Annotated in this window: 18 protein-coding genes and 1 tRNA gene; 6 read left to right on the top strand and 13 right to left on the bottom strand. The window is 61.8% G+C overall.

Features of this window, described 5'->3' with window-relative positions:
• Positions 1-5: 5 nt before the first annotated feature.
• The 3 genes from J3P97_RS12355 to sfnG are packed head-to-tail and all read right to left on the bottom strand — an operon-like array spanning position 6 to position 3,062.
• Positions 6-788, bottom strand: coding sequence for an ABC transporter ATP-binding protein (locus J3P97_RS12355; RefSeq protein ID WP_434674302.1), 783 nt, complete (start codon positions 786-788; stop codon positions 6-8).
• Positions 785-1,951, bottom strand: a complete 1,167-nt coding sequence (locus tag J3P97_RS12350; RefSeq protein WP_434674301.1) for an AMP-binding protein — start codon at positions 1,949-1,951, stop codon at positions 785-787. The genes J3P97_RS12355 and J3P97_RS12350 overlap by 4 nt, the downstream gene beginning before the upstream one ends.
• A gap of 13 nt (positions 1,952-1,964) precedes the next feature.
• Entirely contained in the window at positions 1,965-3,062 is a 1,098-nt protein-coding gene (gene sfnG / locus J3P97_RS12345) for a dimethylsulfone monooxygenase SfnG (RefSeq protein ID WP_434674300.1), read from the bottom strand.
• A gap of 381 nt (positions 3,063-3,443) precedes the next feature.
• Between sfnG and J3P97_RS12340 the strand changes: the two genes are divergently transcribed.
• Entirely contained in the window at positions 3,444-4,688 is a 1,245-nt protein-coding gene (locus tag J3P97_RS12340; protein WP_434674299.1) for an acyl-CoA dehydrogenase family protein, read from the top strand.
• Here the strand turns inward: J3P97_RS12340 and J3P97_RS12335 are convergent.
• Both J3P97_RS12335 and tspO read right to left on the bottom strand, forming a co-directional pair.
• Positions 4,630-5,655 (bottom strand): alpha/beta hydrolase, encoded by a 1,026-nt coding sequence (locus tag J3P97_RS12335; RefSeq protein WP_434674298.1) that lies wholly within the window; start codon positions 5,653-5,655, stop codon positions 4,630-4,632. The genes J3P97_RS12340 and J3P97_RS12335 overlap by 59 nt on opposite strands.
• Positions 5,655-6,095, bottom strand: coding sequence for a tryptophan-rich sensory protein TspO (gene tspO, locus J3P97_RS12330; protein WP_434674297.1), 441 nt, complete (start codon positions 6,093-6,095; stop codon positions 5,655-5,657). The genes J3P97_RS12335 and tspO overlap by 1 nt, the downstream gene beginning before the upstream one ends.
• 247 nt (positions 6,096-6,342) lie before the next feature.
• On the opposite strand from tspO, the gene J3P97_RS12325 reads away from it, so the two are divergent.
• Positions 6,343-7,482 carry an epoxide hydrolase family protein gene (locus J3P97_RS12325; RefSeq protein WP_434674296.1) on the top strand — a complete coding sequence of 380 codons (1,140 nt, stop codon included), beginning with the start codon at positions 6,343-6,345 and terminating at the stop codon, positions 7,480-7,482.
• A 66-nt stretch (positions 7,483-7,548) separates the two neighbouring features.
• On the opposite strand, the gene J3P97_RS12320 is transcribed toward J3P97_RS12325, so the two are convergent.
• Both J3P97_RS12320 and J3P97_RS12315 read right to left on the bottom strand, forming a co-directional pair.
• Entirely contained in the window at positions 7,549-9,861 is a 2,313-nt protein-coding gene (locus tag J3P97_RS12320; RefSeq protein WP_434674295.1) for a hypothetical protein, read from the bottom strand.
• 24 nt (positions 9,862-9,885) lie between these two features.
• A tRNA-Lys gene (locus tag J3P97_RS12315) sits at positions 9,886-9,960 on the bottom strand.
• A 533-nt stretch (positions 9,961-10,493) separates the two neighbouring features.
• Here J3P97_RS12315 and J3P97_RS12310 point away from each other — a divergent pair.
• Positions 10,494-10,775 (top strand): fructose-bisphosphate aldolase, encoded by a 282-nt coding sequence (locus J3P97_RS12310; RefSeq protein WP_434623957.1) that lies wholly within the window; start codon positions 10,494-10,496, stop codon positions 10,773-10,775.
• Between the two features lie 402 nt (positions 10,776-11,177).
• Here the strand turns inward: J3P97_RS12310 and J3P97_RS12305 are convergent, their stop codons facing one another.
• The 5 genes from J3P97_RS12305 to J3P97_RS12285 all read right to left on the bottom strand — a co-directional run bounded on the left by J3P97_RS12305 (position 11,178) and on the right by J3P97_RS12285 (position 17,508).
• Complete coding sequence (locus tag J3P97_RS12305) at positions 11,178-11,399, bottom strand: formate dehydrogenase subunit delta (RefSeq protein ID WP_434674294.1); 222 nt, start codon at positions 11,397-11,399, stop codon at positions 11,178-11,180.
• Positions 11,396-14,272 (bottom strand): formate dehydrogenase subunit alpha, encoded by a 2,877-nt coding sequence (fdhF, locus tag J3P97_RS12300; protein WP_434674293.1) that lies wholly within the window; start codon positions 14,270-14,272, stop codon positions 11,396-11,398. Before fdhF ends, J3P97_RS12305 begins: the two co-directional genes overlap by 4 nt.
• Entirely contained in the window at positions 14,269-15,828 is a 1,560-nt protein-coding gene (locus J3P97_RS12295; RefSeq protein WP_434674292.1) for a formate dehydrogenase beta subunit, read from the bottom strand. Before J3P97_RS12295 ends, fdhF begins: the two co-directional genes overlap by 4 nt.
• Positions 15,822-16,304, bottom strand: a complete 483-nt coding sequence (locus J3P97_RS12290) for a formate dehydrogenase subunit gamma (protein ID WP_434674291.1) — start codon at positions 16,302-16,304, stop codon at positions 15,822-15,824. Before J3P97_RS12290 ends, J3P97_RS12295 begins: the two co-directional genes overlap by 7 nt.
• Before the next feature lie 310 nt (positions 16,305-16,614).
• Entirely contained in the window at positions 16,615-17,508 is an 894-nt protein-coding gene (locus J3P97_RS12285; RefSeq protein ID WP_434568629.1) for a LysR family transcriptional regulator, read from the bottom strand.
• 230 nt (positions 17,509-17,738) lie between these two features.
• Here J3P97_RS12285 and J3P97_RS12280 point away from each other — a divergent pair, with 230 nt between their 5' ends.
• The gene (locus tag J3P97_RS12280) at positions 17,739-18,080 is read left to right on the top strand and encodes a cyclophilin-like fold protein (protein WP_434674290.1); all 342 of its coding nucleotides are present in this window, start codon (positions 17,739-17,741) and stop codon (positions 18,078-18,080) included.
• 25 nt (positions 18,081-18,105) lie between these two features.
• A complete protein-coding gene (locus J3P97_RS12275) occupies positions 18,106-19,134 on the top strand; it encodes an alpha/beta hydrolase (protein WP_434674289.1) in 1,029 nt (342 codons plus the stop codon).
• Positions 19,135-19,161: 27 nt separating this feature from the next.
• On the opposite strand, the gene J3P97_RS12270 is transcribed toward J3P97_RS12275, so the two are convergent.
• The gene (locus tag J3P97_RS12270) at positions 19,162-19,896 is read right to left on the bottom strand and encodes a helix-turn-helix domain-containing protein (protein WP_434674288.1); all 735 of its coding nucleotides are present in this window, start codon (positions 19,894-19,896) and stop codon (positions 19,162-19,164) included.
• A 113-nt stretch (positions 19,897-20,009) separates the two neighbouring features.
• Here J3P97_RS12270 and J3P97_RS12265 point away from each other — a divergent pair, with 113 nt between their 5' ends.
• Positions 20,010-20,627, top strand: coding sequence for a YebB family permuted papain-like enzyme (locus J3P97_RS12265; protein WP_434674287.1), 618 nt, complete (start codon positions 20,010-20,012; stop codon positions 20,625-20,627).
• Position 20,628 lies beyond the last annotated feature (1 nt).

Here is a 20,628-nt window from a genome sequence, read left to right as displayed (position 1 = left end):
AAAAATCAGTGTCGGGTGCCGAGGTAAGCCGAAATGACTTCGGGGTTCTGCCGCACCACATCCGGGGCGCCGTCGCCGATCTTGCGACCGTAATCGAGCACCACCACGTGGTCGCTGATGTCCATGACCACGCCGATGTCGTGCTCGATCAACACCACCGTAGTGCCCAGCTCACGGTTGATGTCGACAATGAATCGGCTCATCAGCTGTTTCTCCTCGGCGTTCATGCCCGCCATGGGCTCGTCGAGGAGCAACAACCGCGGCTCCGCCGCCAGGGCGCGGGCCAGCTCCACGCGCTTCTGCAAACCGTAAGGCAAGGTGCCCACCCATGCGTCGCGCCACGGCTGCAAACGCAAGAACTCGATGACCCGCTCGGCCGCTTCGCGCTGGCTGTCGTCCTCCTTACCGGCCCGCCCGATACGCAACGCCTGCTCGATCCAGGTACTGCGACGCTTGAGGTTGCGCCCGGTGAGCACGTTGTCGAGCACGCTCATGCCCTTGAACAGCGCGATGTTCTGGAACGTCCGGGCGACGCCCCGCACCGCCACGTCGTGGGCGCGCATGCCGCGGCGCTCGCGATTGTCGAAACGTATGCGCCCTTGCTGGGGTTGGTAGACCCCGCTGATGATGTTGAGCAATGAACTCTTGCCGGCGCCGTTGGGACCGATCAAGGCGCAGATCTCGCCGGCGGCAACGCTGAAGCTGATGTCGGTGATCGCTTTGACGCCTTTGAATGAGAGCGAAATGTTGTCCAGCTCCAGGAGCTGCGTGGCGGCCGTTCGGGTCATGTGGTCGCCTCCTTCCAGGCGCGTTTTGATTGGCGTTCGTCCCGTTCGTTGGTAGTGGACGCCTGCGAAATCGTCGGCACCTCCCAATGGGCCGCACCCTCCCACTGGCGGACGTTGATACCCAGGGCGTCAAAAAATGCCTGGGTCTCAGGCTTTAGCGCATCACCCACAAGCAACGGTGCGTGGATTCGTGAAAACCCAAGCACGTCGCGCAGAGGCCGGCGCACCAGCCAATGACCGATGAACCTTCGCAACGGCCCCGGACGTGCCGCCAGGGCCCAATCCACCAGTCTGCGTGCCCCATCGCCCGGTGCCGGCAGGCGCTCCAGCACATAGCCGTGCAGACGGTCGTAGGTTTCCGGGGTGCCGGCCACCAGCGTCGGGCCCAACTCACGTCGGTCGCGGTCACGGGTCGCCAGGTTTTCCGGGAAGTTCAAGCGAAAACCGGCGATCAGCCAGGGCGCGAGCAGATACCGCGCCTGGTCGCCCGAGGCGAAACCGCGCGCCGCCAATGCTTCTTCCTGCCGTCGCAGTCCTTCGCGCTGTACCAGTTGCTGCCCGTGTTGCAACAGCTCGGCGTGGCTGATGCATTGTTGCTCGATGGCTTGTGGCCCCCGGCGATAGAAAACGAACGCCGTTTGCTGCGCATGTGCCAGCGGGACGCCTTCATCGAGCATCCTCGCCTCGATCAACGTGGCGTAATCCAGCGCCTGATCAAACGCGACCGAGCCTGACAGTCCGCGCTTGTCCAGGTAAATCACCACGCCGGGGGCCACCTGCGCCGCGCCTAGACGCGACAACTCTTCGTACCCCTCGGCCAGCACAAAATCCGGCTGCAAATCGCCGAGCAGTTCGACCTGCCCCGCGACTCCGTCCAACGGGTCGAACAGGCTCGCCGTACCACCCAGCCATTGCGCCGCCAACGCCGCCACGATCGCCTGTGGTGTCGGGCGACTGATGATCGTCAGGGTCGCGCCGACCGAGAATTCCCGAGCTTGCAGGGCACTCGCCAGGCGCTGCACCTCATCGGCCAGCTGCCGCCAGGTCCGCACCTGCCAGACGCCCAGGTGCTTGTGGCGCAGGGCGACGTCCGTACCGTGCTCCAGCGCCTGTCGATGCAGCCAATGAGGCAACGTGTCGAAGGATTCAGTGAGCGTGCCCATGCTGCCTCCCCGCCTAAGCGACCGCCGCCGTCTTGACCGTCATTTTCCCCTGCTCCAGCTCACGCACCAGCGGCAGGACCCGCTTGCCGAAATACTCGACTTCCTCCTGGAAATGCAGGAACGCGGCCAGTACCAGGTCCACTCCCACGGCTTTCAAGGCGACGATGCGCTCGGCAATCTGCTGGGGTGTGCCGATCAGGTTGGTCTTGAAACCGTCGTTGTATTGCACCAGGTCTTCGAAGCTGGACTTGGCCCAGTTACCCTCGCCTTCGGGGCTGGCCTTGCCGGCCTGTTTTGCCGCGTCGCCAAAAGCGTTGACGGCTTCCGGGTCGGCCTGGTCGATGATCTGGGCCAGCACCGCGCGGGCCTCTTCCTCGGTATCGCGGGCAATGATGAAGGCGTTCACGCCGACCTTGACCGTGTGGTTGTTGGCCGCCGCTTTGGTCCGCAGGTCATCGACCTGGGCCTTGACCCCTTCCACTGTGTTGCCGTTGGTGAAGTACCAGTCGGACACCCGCGCAGCCATGTCCCGCGCCGCCCGTGAGCTGCCGCCCTGGAAAATTTCCGGATGCTGCTGCAGCGGCTTGGGCTTGAGCGTGTAGTCGCGAAAGCGATAGAAATCACCGGCGAAGGTGTAGTTGTCGGTGGTCCAGATGCCCTTGAGCGTGGTGATGAATTCCTCGGAACGGCGATAGCGTTCATCGTGCTCCAGCCAGGGCTCGCCGATGGCGGTGAATTCGCCCTTGAACCAGCCGGACACCACGTTGATCGCCACGCGGCCGCCGGTGAGCTGGTCGATGGTTGCGATCTGCTTGCCCAGCACCGAAGGCGTCCACGGCCCTGGCAAGACCGCCGCGATGACTTTCAGGCGCGTGGTGGCCGCCAGCAACGCGTGACTGAACGCCACCGATTCGTGCTGGTATTCGGCGCCATAACCGGCGGTAAAACGGATCTGGGTCAGGGCATAGTCGAAGCCGGCATCCTCGGCGATTTGCGCCAGCTTGCGGTTGTAATCGATCCCCCAGTCGGTGCGCTGCGGGATCTTGCTGACCACCAGCCCGCCGCTGACGTTGGGCACCCAGTAGGCAAACTTGATCGTGTCCTGGCTCATTGCGTGTACTCCCGGCTCGTTGAGATATAGGCGTCGTCGCCTTTGTACAACGGCTAGAGCAGCAACCGTGCCACTTGGTTTTTCCCTTTATTTTCAGCCACTTAATTCGCCTGCTCAGTTTTGCCACTGTCGTGCGGCGAGCAAGCTGCTGGATCGCTGTTGCACAGCCAACACCCGGCGTACTGCCGCGCAAAAGGTGGACTGTTGCCTGCCGAACAGTCGCCGGACAGATTGCTCGCGGGACGACAGCATTTATGCCGGTAAACCCGGCGAACCCCTTGTTTTCATTGGCTTCGAGCAGCGGCATGGAGCGTGCAATGGCTGTCGGCAACGGCAGGCCTTGGCCTTGCCCGCCCTCTTTTCCTCAGAAGGAACACCGCCATGACCGCACAGCAACAATACCTGCCGCATGTCCTGTCCACCGGCACCCACTACGAAGCCCTGGCCGAGCGCTTCCGGCCGATTTTCGCGCGTATCCAGGCCGGGGCGCTGGAACGCGAACAGACCCGCAGCCTGCCTTTCGAACAAGTGAAATGGCTAAAGGAAGCGGGCTTCGGCGCCGTAAGGGTGCCGGTCGAATATGGCGGCGCAGGCGCCTCGCTGCCGCAATTGTTGCAACTGCTGATCGAACTGGCCGAAGCCGACTCCAACCTGCCCCAGGCGCTGCGCGGACACTTCGCCTTTGTCGAGGATCGCCTCAACGCCCATGCCACCCGCCCACAGGATGTCTGGTTCAAGCGCTTCGTCGACGGTGACCTGGTGGGCAACGCCTGGACCGAAATCGGCGCGGTGAAACTTGGCCAGGTCATCACCCGGGTTTCCCGCCAGGGTGACCAATGGGTGGTCAACGGCACCAAGTACTACAGCACCGGCAGCATCTTTGCCGACTGGATCGACCTGTATGCCCAACGCGACGACACCGGCGCCGACGTGATCGCCGCCGTCAGCGTTCATCAACCGGGCGTCAGGCAAAGCGATGACTGGGATGGTTTCGGTCAACGGACCACGGGCAGCGGCACGTCAGTCTTCGAGAACGCCGTGGTAGAAGACGAAAACCTCATCGACTTCTCCACCCGCTTCAAATATCAGACCGCGTTTTACCAGTTGGTATTGCTCGCCGTGCAGACCGGCGCCGGGCGCGCCGCCGTCCGCGACATCAGCGAACAGGTGCGCCAGCGCACGCGGGTGTTCAGCACCGGCAACGCCAGTGAAGTGAGCCAGGATGTGCAAGTCCAGCAAGTCATCGGCAGGGCCTCGGCCCAGGTCTACGCCGCCGAAGCCACCACCCTGCGCGCCGCCGATGCCTCGCAGCGGGCCTATCAAAGTCGCTTCGACCTGGACGCCGAGAAGGAACACACCGCTAACCTCCTCGCCGAACTGGAATCGGCCCAGGCCCAGGTGGCGGTCGCCGACCTGACACTGCGCGCCACCAGCGACCTGTTCAACGCACTGGGCGCTTCCGCCACCAGCACCAGCAAAGCCCTCGACCGCCACTGGCGTAACGCCCGGACGGCGGCTTCGCACAACCCGCTGATCTACAAGGAACGCATCATTGGCGACTGGGAGATCAACGGGACGGAGCCGCCGTATGTCTGGCAGATTGGTGGGGGGTCGAAGCAGCGTTGAGCCGGGCCGTGATCCAGTCCCGACTCTGCTTGAGCACGCGCTCGGCGATCGCCGTCGGGAAATGAATGAACCCGTGGGGGCAGGATGGTAGAAGATGCGCTTCAACCGTAGCGGCCTTGCCCCACAACTCAGCCAGGCCAAGCGTGTCGTCCCTGAGCGGGTCCAACTCGCCAGTGAACAGCAGCGCCGCTGGCATCCCCGTGAAGTCACCATAGAGCGGCGACAGCGGCGCCTGGCGTCGCTCCTCATCGCTCAGGCCCGGCGTCAGCAGGCGCAAGGCATCGACCATACCGGGCCCGTCCAACACCAGCGTCTCAGCGCCGGCGGCGTGGACGCTGGGGGTCCCGGCCAGATCGTAGACGCCGTAGTACAGCACCGCACCGCGTATGCGCCCAAGCAAATCCGGCCATTGCTTGAGCGCCAGCAGCGTTGCCACGGCCAAGTGGCCTCCAGCCGATTCACCCACAACGATCACCGGCAGATCGGCGAATTCCTCCTTCTCGGCCAACAGCCAACGTGCTGCTGAGAGGCAATCCTCCATCAGGCCTTCCACCTGTGTGCTGACCGCGAGCCGATAATCCACCGAGACCACCGCGACCCCGCATTCTTGGACCATGGCGATGTTGAACGGGTCATTCATCTGGGCATTGCCGATGACCCACCCGCCACCGTGGAAATCCAGCACGACGCCTCTGGCTTTTCCTTTCGGCCGGATTATCCGCACTGGGACCGCGACGTCGCCCTCGCCTATCCGGCGTTTTTCAGCCACCAGCCCATGCTTGTTCAACTTGCCGTCGCCGTTGATCTGACTGGCACGCAACAGCGCTTGAATGAGGCGCGGGGTGACACGATTGCGGATGCGAAAGCGTGGCAGCCACGCCAGTTTCCTGTTGAAACTGCGCACCTGCGCCAGCTCATTTTCGTCTGCTGGCCATAGCTTTGCGGTATTCAACGGGCGACTGCTCATCAGCGGTTATTGCGCAGGATCGAGAAATTCAAGGCAGCGGCTACGCAAAGCCACGCCAGGTAAGGAAACAGAATCAACCCGGTGATCACGTCCAGGCGCAACGCCAACACCACCATCACGGCCACGACCAGCCAGAGCAGCGTGATCACCGCCATACCGGCCAGGACCTGATGGGCGCCGAAAAACACCGGAGTCCACAGAGTATTGAGCGCAATCTGCGCCGCCCATAAAGCCAATACGAATTGGCTCCCCGGGATCAGGCTCAAGCGATATCCGGCCCAGGCAAGCAGCAGGTAGATGACTGTCCAGGCCACGGGAAACAACCAGTTGGGGGGTGTGAAGCGGGGTTTGACGAGGGATTCGTACCACTGGCCCGGTTTGAAAATGACACCGGTGCTTGCCGCAGCGCAGCAGGCGAGGAGGAAAATAAAGAAGGTCATTGGGCGTCCTTGGCTGGGGTCAGTTATCGAGGGGTGAGCATGATCGGCAGCGATTGGTTGCGATTCATCGCCATGTCCTTCTCAAAGACTCGCTGGCCTTGGTAAAAATTCAACGCGTTCGGGGCAGTTGTATCAGGAAGGAAGGTTGAGCGCTGGGCCAGGCGCGATCAATTGCCGCGAATCCGGCAAATCGCCTACGCTAGGCCCATGACTGGGCGGGCAGCTGCCACCCACTTGGGAGCAAGAAATGTTCGCCAGACCTTTTTCCATCGACATTCCTGAAAGCGCACTTGATGACCTGCGCCATCGCCTGCAAAACACTCGGCTGCCGGTGCCACTGGCCGGTCAGGGCTGGAGCGAAGGCATGGACATGGACGTGCTTGGAGAACTCCTCCGCCAGTGGTCAATAACCTTCGACTGGCGTGCCCAGGAAGCCGCGCTCAATCGCCTGCCGCAATTTGTCGCCACGCTCGGCGAGCAGCAGGTTCATTTCGTCCATCAGCGCGGCGTCGGACCCAATCCGATGCCGCTTGTGCTCACCCACGGCTGGCCCGGGTCGTTCATCGAGATGCAGCGCATCATCGAACTGCTGACGGATCCGGCCAGCCATGGCGGTGATCCAGCCGATGCGTTCGATGTGGTGGTGCCGTCCTTGCCCGGCTACACCTTTTCCGCGCCGTTCAAACAGGCGGGTTGCGGGCCTTTCGAGGCGGCGGGTTTGTGGAGCGAGCTGATGACGGGGCTCGGCTATGAGCGGTTCGGAGCCCAGGGCGGCGATGTCGGCGCGGCTGTAACCAGTTGGTTGGGCATGCGCTTTCCCGAGCGACTGACCGGCATCCACCTCAACTACATTCCCGGCGCCTACCGCCCGCCCCTGGGCGAAACCGATCCGCCGTTGAGCGAAGAAGAAACCGCTTACCTGCAACGCGCCGCGGCCTTCAGCGAAGCCGAAGGCGCCTATGCGCACATCCAACGGACCAAACCGCAAACCCTGGCCGTGGGCCTCAGCGGCTCTCCGGCGGGGTTGCTGGCCTGGATGGGAGAAAAGATTCTCTCGTGGTGCGATACGAGCCCCGCCATCAGTCATGAATGGCTGCTGACCAATGTGACGCTCTATTGGCTGACGAACTGCATCGGTTCGTCGTTTCGCCCGTATGTGGAAGGCAGCAAGCGGCCCTTGCTGTTCAACAGCGGCGAGCGGGTGAAACCACCGCTTGGGGTCGCGCTGTTTCCCAGGGAACTGCCGCTGCCGCCACGCAGTTGGGTGGAGCGTGGCTATAACGTCAAGCGCTGGACGCCGATGCCGCGCGGTGGTCACTTTGCTGCGTTGGAGCAGCCGGAGTTGCTGGCGGAGGATATTCGGGCGTTTTTTCGGGACTACCGTTAAGCACCTCGAGCTTTGCGATGAGCAGGGCAATCTCCCAACCGGGCTTGCCCTTCGTCGGCTCACGTCTTATCGCAACCAATGCGACTCAGTCGTCCACCCCAGAAAAACGCGCGCACCTTCAATGGTTCGATCCTGTTGCGGCAAGCGACGTCCCGCTGTTGCCAGACGCAGCCCAACCATTACAGATCGGAACTTTTCCTGAAAAGCAGCCGGCTGGCTAACGAAATGCGCTTCGATGCCTTCGATAGCAGACCCCATTTCAGACTCGTCGAGCATCGACAGGTAAAAAATCATTTGGCGCCAGGCATACGCCGTGTTCTTGAGCATGATCAAGCGCCCGTGATAATGCTCGATACGCATCTGCTGGCGTCTGCAAATCCATTCAAAACAGGCCTGGGCGAGTGAGCTCAAGCGTGGGTGCAACAGTGTTTTCAGATCGAGCTCGCAAAACAGCATCGAGAGGTTCTGCGTGGTAACTATCTGTTGCTGTTCAATGATGGTGCCGTTGGTTGCGGGACGCCAGGTACCCAGCTCTGCGTTTGCGCGCCGCGCGCACAGGGTCGTCAAGGCGTCGATGTTTGTTGACGAGCGCCGCCAGACGGGTTGGCTCGCCCTCGACTTGGGTTTGTCGGGAAGCGTCGCGAGGCTGTGGGTATCGATATCGTAGTAACGGGCGTACAGGGTATCTGCCAGCGCCCTGCCCGCCCGCCTGGCGACGTCGATGAACTTGTTGGAAAACTCTCCCATGAATATGTCCGAAGCGACTTCGTCCACGAATGGCAGATCCAGCCCGGCTGTTTCGGCGAGGGCACGCAGTTCTTTGAGCAGCTTGTTGGGCAGGATCGCCTGGGGAAAGGCAGTCAGCGTCAGCGCTGATGCTTCGATAAGCGCCTGCCGAGCGATGTCCGCGTCGAGAGAGTGACGTTGGCGCTGGCCTTCCATGAGCGCCACCCAGGGCAGTTCGTCCAGCCTGACCTGACTTTGCAGATCGACTAATAACAACGAGCGGCGCTGGCGAAAAGCACGATACGTACCGGCGTATAGATTGCCCAAAATCGGATCGCGAAACCCGGCGCTACGTATTTCAGCGGTCATTACCGGCAATACCCGCGCAACGGTGTCGCCCGACGTAATCAAGCCGCGTTCGATCAGTTCGGCAATGGTACCGCTACCGCAGCGCTCCGCGCGCCGGCAAATCGATGGTGGGAGATCAGCCCCTTCGGGAAGGGCGAATATGTCTGCCTCCACTGCGGTGATCGGCTCGAGCAAGGAGGTCAAGTCCGATACGCCGTCATTGGGAGGATAATGCTCCATTCGCTTGGCAACAGCTTCGGCAAACACCTGATGCCATGGCGCGGCTACGTCCCGGCGCTGTTTTGACCGATACTCACGATGACTGTTGGAGTCGGGCAGACCATGCTTGCGCACAAAATCGCCAATGATCTGACGAATCCGGCCGACTTGACGGCCCGTAAGCGAGCTTGGATCGCCTGAGCATTGTTCGAGCAGTTTGAACAGTTCCGAGAGGCGTGGTTTCGAAGTTCCAATAGCATGCCCTTCAGCTTCCTGGACCGCATTAAAACGAGCGCAAAGCGAAGCGGCCCGTGCGTGCCATCCCTCCGGATACACCCTGCACGGCCACTCGTCATGGTAAGTCAAAAGGAAATGGGAGACGGCGGCGTCGTACAGTGGCAGGCAGATTTCGATCACCTGCTTCTGCACCGCCAGACGTGGCTGAGCCCGCAGCTTCAAGAGCCGTTGGCGAATCTCACCAACGTTGAATACATGGACTTGCGCCGAAGAAGTTTGCGGTTCTGCGCAAGGCGATGGAAAGAAGCGCAAGCGATCGAAGAACGGGGTGATGGTCTCGATGAGTGCCCAGGCCTCATCCACTTGATGTTGATCAAGCAGCCACGCCACGCTCAGCAGGGCCGACTCTTCCGGAACATCGACGCGGTAATTGCCCGTCCCCAGATACCCCCGCAAGACGTCGAGCCCTTCATCCGTCAGATACCACGCATTGAGATCCAGACGTTCAAAACCCGGACGGATGCCCGGGATCGATGCTGCCAGTAGTTGCTCGTGCTCATTCAGCTCACCACCGGCCAGCAGATGCCCCGTGGCAAACCCGCCCGTGGCGACCTCCAACGTCACCCAGACGGGAATATCCGCCATCGGCATGCGGGCGCCGTACCGCAGAGTCCCCTGCGCGGCGTGCGCTAATACCTGCTCCCAACGGGCGATCCGCTGAGCCAACTTGGCCTGGGCTTCTGGCCCGGGATCGGCGCTTTGGGCGACGAGTGCCTTGGACAATTGGAAGGCAGCATAGCCCACGCCGATGCCCTGTGTTCCGTCAGATTCGGTGTCGTCCTTGAGCATACGCGCTGATGACCCTGCGAATAATGGGTCCGGGGGCTGGGTTCGAACCAGCGCCCACCCGGTTAAGAGCCAGGTGTTCTACCGCTGAACTACCCCGGAGCAGAGCGGGCATTGTCGGCCAGCATCGCCGAGATGTGAAGCGTCTTGGATGACAGGATATGTGGCGCGATTTTGCGGTCTGCAAATCTTGTGGGAAATGTCTTCTCGTGGCGAGGGAGCTTGCTCCCGCTGGGCTGCGAAGCGGCCCCAAATCAGCTGCGCCATTTCGTCAGGCACGCCGCATCGCCTGGTTTTGCGGCGGCTGCGCCACCGAGCGGGAGCAAGCTCCCTCGCCACGGGGTCGGTGTGCGTCCTACGGGTCGGTTGTGGGGGTTGGGATCGACTTCTATAGTTGGGTCGTCGCTGGCTTTGGCTGGTGGCTGGGTTTCGCAGCCCGAGTGAACAATCTGGATACCGTCAAATGATTTCAGGCAAACTTGCCCGTGTTCATTTTATGGCGGTTGCGCGCGGGAGATCTTCGGGTCTGCCGAGTTTTGGATTCGTTCCTCGGTCTGCGAACCCTCGCGCAACTGCCACCCATATGATTCGCAGCAGAAAGGTGGCTATTCTTCCTATCGAATGAGTTCAACCTAATGACAACGAATCAAGCATCTTCCCGCTACACGCCCCTCACCCCGATCGCCACTACCTACCCGGTCCTGCTGATCGACACTCACGCGCCACTGCCCGAGCTCCACGCCTGTGTCAGCGAGCGGCTGCACGCCACGCTCGATTACCTGACGCTGGTGGCTTGCTCCAGCCTGCGGGACTCATCCACCAGTGATATCAACACTCTGACCAACGTTGCCCGGATCCTCGTGCAGGACGTGGCCGACGTGTTCGGCGTCATTGAACGACGCGGTCTCGAAGGCTGATTCCATTGTGGGAGCGAGCTTGCTCGCGATGACGGTGCCAAGTCAGACACTTTCGTCACTGAACGACCGCTATCGCGAGCAAGCTCGCTCCCACACTGGATTTTCGACAGACACAGATCTCACGGTACACATAGGACCCTGTGGGAGCGGGCTTGCCCGCGAAGAGGCCAGCCCATCCAACATCTTCATTGCCTGACATACCGCCATCGCGAGCAAGCTCGCTCCCACACTGGATCTTCGACAGACACAGATCTCAAGGTACACATAGAATTCCTGTGGGAGCGAGCCTGCTCGCGAAGGCGCCGGCAAATTCAGCATCTTAATTGGCTGACAGTCCGCCTTCGCGAGCAGGCTCGCTCCCACAGTTGGATCGGAGTACGACAGCAAGAACCAGGCCGGCTGTCAGGTGGCACCCTCCGGCTCCTTCAACGCCAGCAACACCAACGGATGCAAAACCGCATCCGGATGCTTCTCCTCCCAACCCTGCAAATCCCTGCGCATGCCCGGCGTCCAGAAGTTCTTGATGTGCTGGCGGATGCCGCTCACCGCCAGCGACTGATCAGGCTCCGTGGCGAAGTAGCGGGCAATCTCGTTGGCCATCTTGATCAGGTTCTGCGAGCTCATCGGCGCACCTCGGCTTTCTCGGCGTGACGACGTTCCTTCAGCAGGCGCCGCTGTTCATCGCTGAAGGCCTGATAACGCTTCTGCCATTCCGAAGGCTGGCTGACCCGCACGATTTCCACCGCCGTGACTTTGTATTCCGGGCAGTTGGTGGCCCAGTCCGAGTTGTCGGTGGTGATCACGTTGGCCCCGGACTCGGGAAAGTGGAAGGTGGTGTAGACCACCCCCGGCGCCACCCGCTCGGTGACCCTGGCGCGCAGCACTGTCTGCCCGGCGCGACTGCTGATACCGACCCAATCGTCCTCGGCGATGCCGCGATTCTCAGCGTCGGTCGGGTGGATTTCCAGGCGATCCTCCTCGTGCCACGCCACGTTGTCGGTGCGCCGGGTCTGTGCGCCGACGTTGTACTGGCTGAGGATCCGTCCGGTGGTCAGCAGCAGCGGATAACGGCCATTGACCTTCTCCTCGGTGGGCACATAGCCGGTGAGCATGAAGCGCCCTTTGCCGCGCACAAATTGGTCGATGTGCATGGTCGGCGTGCCGTCCGGCGCGGCATCGTTGCACGGCCACTGCAAGCTGCCGTGACGCTCCAGTTCAGCGTAGCTGACACGACTGAAGGTCGGCGTCAGGCGGGCGATTTCATCCATGATTTCCGAAGGGTGGTTGTAGTGCATCTGGTAGCCCAGGGCGCCAGCCAGGGCAATGGTGGCTTCCCAGTCGGCCTTTCCGGCCAACGGGTCCATGACCTTGCGAACGCGGGAGATACGGCGTTCGGCGTTGGTGAAGGTGCCGTCCTTCTCGAGGAACGAGCTGCCCGGCAGGAACACGTGGGCGAACTTGGCCGTTTCGTTGAGGAAGATGTCCTGCACGATCACGCATTCCAAAGCGGTCAGCGCCGCAGTCACATGCTGGGTGTTGGGATCGCTCTGGGCGATGTCCTCGCCCTGGCAGTAAAGCGCCTTGAAGCTGCCGTCCAGCGCCGCCTCGAACATGTTCGGGATGCGCAGGCCCGGGTCGGGTTGCAACGTCACGTTCCAGGCCTGCTCGAACTGGGCCCGCACCGCTTCATTGGAGATGTGCCGATAGCCCGGCAGCTCATGGGGGAAAGAGCCCATGTCGCAGGAGCCCTGGACGTTGTTCTGCCCACGCAGCGGGTTCACCCCGACGCCCTCGCGGCCGATATTGCCGGTGGCCATGGCGAGGTTGGCGATGCCCATCACCGAGGTGCTGCCCTGGCTGTGTTCGGTGACACCGAGGCCGTAGTAGATGGCCGCGTTGCCGCCGGTGGCGTAGAGCCGCGCGGCGGCGCGGATCTGCTCGGCGGGCACGCCGCACACCGGGCCGAGGATCTCGGGCGCATTTTCCGGCAGGCTGACGAAATCGCGCCAACGGGCAAAATCTGTCGCCTCGCAACGCTCTTTGACGAAAGGCTCGTCAACCAGCCCCTCGGTGACAATCACGTGGGCCAACGCGTTGAGCATCGCCACGTTGGTGCCCGGACGCAGCTGCAGATGCAGCTCGGCACGGGCGTGAGGCGAATCCACCAGGTCGATGCGCCGCGGGTCGATGACAATCAACCGCGCGCCTTGGCGCAGGCGTCGCTTGAGCTGGGAGCCGAACACCGGGTGCGCATCGGTGGGGTTGGCGCCCATCACCATGATCACGTCGGCTTTCATCACCGAGTCGAAATTCTGCGTACCGGCCGACTCGCCGAGCGTTTGCTTGAGGCCATAACCGGTCGGCGAATGGCAGACCCGCGCGCAGGTGTCGACATTGTTGTTGCCGAACGCCGTGCGCACCAGTTTCTGCACCAGGTAGGTTTCTTCGTTGGTGCAGCGGCTGGAGGTGATACCGCCGATGGAATCGCGCCCGTACTTGAGCTGGATGCGCCGCAGTTCGCTGGCGGCGTAGGTGACCGCCTCCTCCCAGCTGACTTCCTGCCACGGGTCGCTGATGTGCTTGCGGATCATCGGCTTGGTGATGCGGTCCGGATGCGTCGCGTAGCCCCAGGCGAAGCGGCCCTTGACGCACGAGTGGCCGTGGTTGGCCTGGCCGTTCTTGTCCGGGACCATGCGCACCAGTTGTTCGCCTTTCATCTCGGCGCGGAACGAGCAGCCCACGCCGCAATAGGCGCAGGTGGTGACGACGCTGCGCTCCGGCTGGCCGATTTCGACGACGCTCTTGTCGATCAGCGTCGCTGTCGGGCAGGCCTGGACGCAGGCGCCGCAGGACACGCATTCGGAGTCGAGGAAGTTGTCACCGCCGGCCGCTTCGACACGGGAATCAAAGCCGCGTCCGCTGATGGTAAGGGCGAAGGTGCCCTGGATTTCCTCGCAGGCACGCACACAGCGGCTGCAAACGATGCACTTGCTCGGGTCGTAGTCGAAATAAGGGTTGGACACGTCCTTGGCTTCGGCCAGGTGATTGGCGCCTTCGTAGCCGTAGCGCACCTCCCGCAAGCCCACCTGCCCGGCCACGGTCTGCAACTCGCAGTTGCCGTTGGCCGGGCATGTCAGGCAGTCCAGCGGGTGATCGGAGATGTACAGTTCCATCACGTTGCGACGCAGCGTGGCGAGCTTTGAGGTCTGGGTGCGGACCACCATGCCGTCGGTCACCGGCGTGGTGCACGAGGCCGGGTAACCGCGCATCCCGTCGATCTCCACCAGGCACATGCGGCAGGAGCCGAAGGCTTCCATGCTGTCGGTGGCGCACAGTTTCGGGATGGTAGTACCGAGCAAGGCCGCCGCGCGCATCACCGACGTGCCGGAGGGAACGCTGATTTCACGGCCATCGATGGTCAGGCTGACCTGCACGTCGCTTACCCGGGCCGGGGTGCCCAGGTCGATGTCGCTGGCGGGATCGAAGATGTTGATCATTGGTCGGCCTCCGTGGTCGCCAGACCGAAGTCGGCGGGGAAGTACTTGAGGGCACTGGCGACGGGGTAGGACGTCATCCCACCGAGGGCACAGAGCGAGCCGTATTGCAGGGTGTCGCAAAGGTCTTGCAGCAACGCCGCCTGTTCCTGGCGGACGTTGGCATCGGTGCTGGCGATCAAGCGATCCACCACCTCGACGCCACGGGTCGAACCGATGCGACACGGCGTGCATTTGCCACAGGATTCCTCGGCGCAGAATTGCAAGGCGAACCGGGCCATCCGGGCCATGTCCAGGCTGTCGTCGGCAACCACCACGCCACCGTGCCCGAGCATCGCGCCCATGGCGGCGAACGCTTCGTAGTCCAGCGGTGTGTCGAACTGCGCGGGTGGTACCCACGCGCCCAGCGGGCCGCCGACTTGCGCGGCCTTCAACGGCCGACCGCTGGCGGTGCCGCCGCCATACTCCTCCACCAACTCGCGCAGGCTCAGGCCAAATGCGCGCTCCACCAGCCCGCCGCGACGAACGTTGCCGGCCAGCTGGAACGGCATGGTGCCCAGTGAGCGGCCCATGCCGAAGTCGCGATAGAACTGCGCGCCCTTCTCCAGGATTACCGGCACCGAGGCCAGGGTCACCACGTTATGAACCAGCGTCGGCAAGCCAAACAGGCCCTGCAACGCCGGCAGCGGCGGCTTGGCACGCACCATCCCGCGCTTGCCTTCGAGAGATTCCAGCAGCGCTGTTTCTTCGCCACAGATATAGGCGCCGGCGCCCACTCGCACTTCCAGCTCGAAGGCGCGGCCACTGCCACCGACATCGGCGCCCAGGTAACCGGCCTCGCGGGCGATGTGCAGCGCTTCGTTCAGCGTGCTGACGGCGTCGGGGTATTCCGAGCGCACATAGATGTAGCCCATGGTGGCGCCAACGCAGATCCCGGCGATGACCATGCCTTCGATCAGCAGGAACGGATCGCCTTCCATCAACATACGGTCGGCGAACGTGCCGGAGTCGCCTTCGTCGGCATTGCAGACCACGTATTTTTGCGGGCCCTGCGCGTCGCGCACGGTGCGCCACTTGATGCCCGCCGGGAACGCCGCGCCGCCCCGGCCGCGCAGGCCGGAATCGAGTACTTGGGCAACCACCTCGGCGCCGTCCATCCGGATCGCCCGGGCCAGGCCGAGAAACCCGCCCTGAGCCCGGTAGTCATCGAGAGACAAGGGCCGGGTGATGCCGGCACGCGCAAACAACAGGCGCTGCTGGCTTTTCAGATACGCAATGTTCTCCACCAGCCCCAAGGCTGAAGGATGCCCGCCCGGGTCGTGGCCAAGCGCGTCGAGCAGGCCTGGCACGTCTTGCGCGGTGACCGGGCCAAACCCCAACCGCCCTTCGGGCGTTTCAAGCTCTACCAGGGGTTCCAGCCAATACAGCCCGCGAGAGCTGGTGCGCAGCACCTCAAGCGGCAATTGACGACGCTCGGCCTCGCGCACCAGCGCATCCGCCACCTTGTCCGCACCGACGGCGCGGGCCACTGAATCACGGGGAATGCAGAGGGTCAGCATGGGCCATCCTCCAGGCAACCGTTCACCAACTGGCGCAGGCGTTCTGGGGTCAGCCGTGCGTGCAGCTCCCCATCCAGCTCCAGGGCCGGCGAGCACACGCAGGCGCCCAGGCAATAGACCGGTCGCAGGCTGATCGCCCCGTCGGCACTGGTGCCGTGATCGTCCAGCGCCAGTTGTTCGCGCAACTGCGCAGCCAGGCCTTCGGCCCCCATGCTCTGGCATGACTCCGCCCGGCACAGGCGCAGGGTATGGCGCGCCGGCGGCGTGGTGCGAAAGTCATGGTAGAAGCTGATTACCCCGCGCACTTCAGCCTGGCTGAGATTGAGGGCATGGGCGATTTCAGGGACCGCGGCGTCGGGAACGTACCCGCAACCTTCCTGGATGGCATGAAGGATGGGCAACAAGGCACCGGGGGTGTCCTTCTTGCGCGCCAGCACGCCGTGAATCAGAGGCAGGTGAAGCGTCTCATCAGGCATAAACGTACCTCGGCATCTCGAACGACACCACCGCGTGGCGGTAGTCGTCCGGAGTCTTGGCTAGGGCGTGCGGCCCACGTCACGGTAGCGTGGCAAATCCGATCGCCATTCCTGCTCTCCGGCCAGGTGTCTTTGGCGCACCTGGTCCGGGGCATCTTCACAGCTTGCCACTCCCGGGGGGCGGCGATTGCACGTGGACGACGAAACGTGTCCTGAAAGCGACTATTGGTTAGCTTGCTTTTCGAAAAAACCGTTCCTGACAAGATAGACGATGCAACGACTCTCTGACGGACCCGAGCGCCTGCCAGTGTCAGTTGATATTACGCAATGCATTGGCAACCAGGGTAAACGCGGGCGACGGTTGCCGTCGGCTGGGGTAATAAAGGTAGTACCCGGGAAACGGCGCGCACCAATCCTCCAGTACGCGCACCAGCCGGCCCGCCTGGAGGTGCGGTTCGAATTCTTCTTCAGGCAGGTACGCCACCCCCAATCCGGCCAGCGCGGCTTCGACGATGTGGGTCGATGTGTTGAAGATCAACTGCCCATCCACCCGGACGTTCACTTCCTTGCCGCGCCGCTCGAAATCCCAGACATATAGCCCGCCCGACGTCGGCATACGCTGATTGATGCAGCGATGGCCGAGCAGGTCGCGCGGGCTCTTCGGAATGGCGCGACTGGCGAAGTATTCAGGTGAAGCGACAGCCGCCATCCGCAACGCAGGGCCTATCGGCACGGCCACCATGTCTTTGTCGATGGTATCGCCCAGGCGCACCCCCGCATCAAAGCGATCCGCGACGATGTCCCGGAACCCGTAACACACATCGAACTCGACGTTGATGTCCGGGTACTCGTGCAGCAATCCGGTCAGCTTGGGCAGCAAGGTCGTGCGTAATACGTGATCGCCACAGGTGATGCGCACGGTGCCTGCGGGCTTGTCGCGCATTTCCGTAAGCCTGTCCAGCTCGGTTTCTATTTCATCGAAACGATTACCGATGGCTTGCAGCAACCGTTCGCCGGCGATGGTTGGCGATACGCTGCGGGTGGTTCGCGTCAGCAAGCGGATCTGCAAACGCGCCTCCAGGCCACTGATCGCCTGGCTCAGCGCCGACTGGGTGACACCTAACGCACCGGCAGCACGAGTAAAACTGCCCTCCCTCGCCACGGTGACGAAAGACAGCAGATCGTTGAGATTGCGTTTGACCATGGCGAAGCACTTCAAGAGCTATTGATTAGCCATTCTTATAGCCTTGTTAAGCACTCATTAGCTAGTCGCATCAGTGCTCGCGCGTCACCATGGGCCCCATGAACAGAACCCGACACAGAACCCCGATGCGCTCTGCCAGCCTTGGTTTGCTTGCCTCTTTGCTCCTGCTGGGCAGCTGCATGGCCGGGAGCGATGCCGCATCGGCCTCTTTGACAGCGGAGAAACCTGACATGTGGATGATCGTCGGCGAACAACGCTTTGCCATCACTCTGGCCGATGCCACCGCAGCCCAATCGCTTGCCGCGTTAGCCCCGCTGACACTGGAGATGAGCGATCTCAACCGCAACGAAAAATACGCCACCCTCCCCCGAGCGCTGCCCGTCAAGGCGAGCCGGCCGGGAACAATCCGCAACGGCGACCTGATGCTGTACGGCAAGGACACCCTGGTCGTCTTTTACAAGGACTTCAACTCAACCTACGCGTACACGCGCCTGGGCCACGTGAACGACACCTCAAGACTGGCTCAAGCGCTGGGCCAGGGGACGGTGCAAGTAGCGTTCTCCCACGATTGATGCCTACGCATCGGCAGGACCTCCCATGAAAAAGATCCTCGTTTTATTGACCCTTCTCGTCAGTTCGCTCTCAGCGATAGGAGCCGATATGTCCCAAGGCGCAGACAATTTTTATAGCAGTGATGAAGTGACCGTACAGAAGGTCAACTTCAAGAACCAATACCAAATGAACGTGGCGGGCAACCTGTTCATTCCGAAAAAGCTCAATGGCAAGACCCGCAATCCGGCAATCGTCGTCGGCCATCCGATGGGAGCGGTGAAGGAGCAAAGCGCCAATCTGTATGCCACCAAGCTGGCGGAAAAAGGCTTCGTGACCCTTTCCCTGGATCTGTCGTTCTGGGGCGAAAGCGAGGGACGACCGCGCAATGCAGTCTCGCCGGATATCTATGCCGAGGACTTCAGCGCGGCGGTGGACTTTCTCAGTGCCCAGTCCTTTGTCGACAAGGAACGCATTGGCGCTCTCGGCATCTGTGGCAGCGGCAGCTTCGTGATCAGCGCCGCCAAGATCGATCCGCGTATGAAAGCCATCGCAACCGTGAGCATGTACGACATGGGCGGCGTCAATCGCAACGGATTGAAGCATTCCCAAACGCTGGACCAACGCCGCGCCATCATCGCCCAAGCCACCCAGCAGCGTAATGTCGAATTCGCCGGTGGCGAAACGCTCTACACCAGCGGCACCGTGCATCAACTGGATGAAAACACCCATCCTATCCAGCGTGAGTTCTTCGATTTCTACCGCACGCCCCGCGGCGAGTTCACGCCCGCCAGCTCTTCCAGGGACCTGACCACGCACCCGACGCTGACCAGCAACATCAAGTTCATGAATTTCTATCCGCTCAATGACATCGAGACTATCTCGCCTCATCCGATGCTGTTCATTGCCGGCGCCGATGCGCATTCCAGGGAGTTCAGCGAAGAGGCCTACAAGCTTGCCGGTCAACCCAAGGAACTGGTCATCATTCCAGGCGCCGGGCATGTCGATCTTTATGACCGGGTCGATCTGATTCCTTTCGATAAGTTGACGAGTTTCTTCAAGAGCAATCTGAAGTGATGATATTTGCTCGACCGTCCTTGTCGGCTAGCCCCGCTTAAGCTTGCTGAACGCCAGCGGCTCCCACACTCGCATTGCCAGCAACAGCGCAGTACCGCGCTTCTCGGACAGTGGCGCGCTCAACGATTCGTTGTGGAGCGCCGCCAGTTTGCTGCGCAGCTTTTGGATCTCGCCTTGCAACTGGGCGTAAGCGGGCTGGGTCAGCATCCCATGGGTGAAATGCAGGGTTTCATCAGCAAGGTCGAATCGACTGGCCATGAAGTCCGGCAGGCCCTGTTTCAGGAAGAACCCTCGGATAGGGCCGTCCGGTAGCCAGTCGAAATCCCGCGCCACCAGCAACCTGATGCGATTTCCCGGTTTCAGGTCTGCCAGGCCCATCCGCTCCAGCACGATCAAGTGGCCGATGCACTCGGCTTTCGATATGCAGTAGGCAGACACAATGTCTTCCAGCGTCCAGTGATTCACCGCACACACCGCTACCAACAACAGCTTTTCGTTTGAAACCAGTTGCGCTTCCTGTTCACGCGTCAGCATGTGCAAGCGCGGGGTCAAACGCTCCGCCTCCTGGAGCAATTCAGCCATCGTCATGCCCAGCAACTCACAAAGCTGGGCAAGGCGTTCGACCGTCAGGCGACCGCTCGCCAGCAGGCGCTTCACGCTAGGCTCTGACAGATCAAGCGCCTGGGCAACATCACGATAGGTCAGGCCGGCGGCTTTCAGCCGTTGCTTGATGGTGATGATGAGTTGAGAAATCTGGTTCACGAGTATTGATATCCGATACCTTTGGTATCAGTTTAGCGAAAAATCGACGAAGACGTTGCGAATCACGCCACCTGCTCCGCATGCTTGGCTCTCAAAAAAACCGAGAGCTCAGCATGTTTATCAAAAGCGTGACGCCCGTTTCCCCAACATCAGGCGAATCCTTCGCCGGAGATCTGCGGATTGGCGATATGGTGTTCATCCGGGTCCCCGCACGGCCCTTCCGAGAGGTTGCCAGCGCGACAAACTCTTGGACGAACCATGTCGGTGTGGTGGTCGACGACCATGGCGATGAGCCGCTGATTGCAGAGAGTACCTTTCCGCTTTCACGAACCACCTCGCTCAGCCGTTTCCTCAAGCGCTCCGAACAGGGACGCTGCGCCGTCGCCAGGCTCACGCACCCTCTTACCGACACGCAACGCGAGGCGCTCAGGAATGCAGCTGATCATCGGCTGGGCCGATTTTATGACACAGGCTTCAACCTGGCCTCGCGACGCCAGTTCTGCTCCCGTTTCGTTCGTGAAGTCATCGATGAAGGGGCGAACATCCAAGTCGGTAAAGTGGAAACGTTCGCGACGTTACTACAAGATAACGCCGAGCCGAATCTCGCCTTCTGGCGGCTGTGGTTCTTCGGCCGAATTCCTTGGCAACGTCGTACCGTCACCCCGGAAAGCTTGCTTCAAAGTTCGGAGGTGCGCATCATTTTCGACTCCCAGGCGAGTGGCACGGCATGAT

Origin of the sequence: Pseudomonas sp. R1-15 (genome assembly GCF_051132085.1) — a bacterium.
GTDB lineage: Bacteria > Pseudomonadota > Gammaproteobacteria > Pseudomonadales > Pseudomonadaceae > Aquipseudomonas.
Note: the sequence above shows the minus strand (reverse complement) of the source record. Positions and strands in the feature narration are given on the sequence as shown.

Bases quoted from the DNA above. Each gene is read 5' to 3' on its own strand.
- tspO (WP_434674297.1), bottom strand. From the start codon at position 6,095: ATGACCTTCTTTATTTTCCTCCTCGCCTGCTGCGCTGCGGCAAGCACC.
- J3P97_RS12265 (WP_434674287.1), top strand. From the start codon at position 20,010: ATGTTTATCAAAAGCGTGACGCCCGTTTCCCCAACATCAGGCGAATCC.
- J3P97_RS12325 (WP_434674296.1), top strand. From the start codon at position 6,343: ATGTTCGCCAGACCTTTTTCCATCGACATTCCTGAAAGCGCACTTGAT.
- J3P97_RS12355 (WP_434674302.1), bottom strand. From the start codon at position 788: ATGACCCGAACGGCCGCCACGCAGCTCCTGGAGCTGGACAACATTTCG.
- J3P97_RS12280 (WP_434674290.1), top strand. From the start codon at position 17,739: ATGTGGATGATCGTCGGCGAACAACGCTTTGCCATCACTCTGGCCGAT.
- J3P97_RS12305 (WP_434674294.1), bottom strand. From the start codon at position 11,399: ATGAGCTCGCAGAACCTGATCAAGATGGCCAACGAGATTGCCCGCTAC.
- J3P97_RS12285 (WP_434568629.1), bottom strand. From the start codon at position 17,508: ATGGTCAAACGCAATCTCAACGATCTGCTGTCTTTCGTCACCGTGGCG.
- J3P97_RS12275 (WP_434674289.1), top strand. From the start codon at position 18,106: ATGAAAAAGATCCTCGTTTTATTGACCCTTCTCGTCAGTTCGCTCTCA.
- fdhF (WP_434674293.1), bottom strand. From the start codon at position 14,272: ATGATCAACATCTTCGATCCCGCCAGCGACATCGACCTGGGCACCCCG.
- J3P97_RS12310 (WP_434623957.1), top strand. From the start codon at position 10,494: ATGACAACGAATCAAGCATCTTCCCGCTACACGCCCCTCACCCCGATC.
- J3P97_RS12335 (WP_434674298.1), bottom strand. From the start codon at position 5,655: ATGAGCAGTCGCCCGTTGAATACCGCAAAGCTATGGCCAGCAGACGAA.
- J3P97_RS12320 (WP_434674295.1), bottom strand. From the start codon at position 9,861: ATGCTCAAGGACGACACCGAATCTGACGGAACACAGGGCATCGGCGTG.
- J3P97_RS12340 (WP_434674299.1), top strand. From the start codon at position 3,444: ATGACCGCACAGCAACAATACCTGCCGCATGTCCTGTCCACCGGCACC.
- J3P97_RS12350 (WP_434674301.1), bottom strand. From the start codon at position 1,951: ATGGGCACGCTCACTGAATCCTTCGACACGTTGCCTCATTGGCTGCAT.
- J3P97_RS12295 (WP_434674292.1), bottom strand. From the start codon at position 15,828: ATGCTGACCCTCTGCATTCCCCGTGATTCAGTGGCCCGCGCCGTCGGT.
- J3P97_RS12290 (WP_434674291.1), bottom strand. From the start codon at position 16,304: ATGCCTGATGAGACGCTTCACCTGCCTCTGATTCACGGCGTGCTGGCG.
- sfnG (WP_434674300.1), bottom strand. From the start codon at position 3,062: ATGAGCCAGGACACGATCAAGTTTGCCTACTGGGTGCCCAACGTCAGC.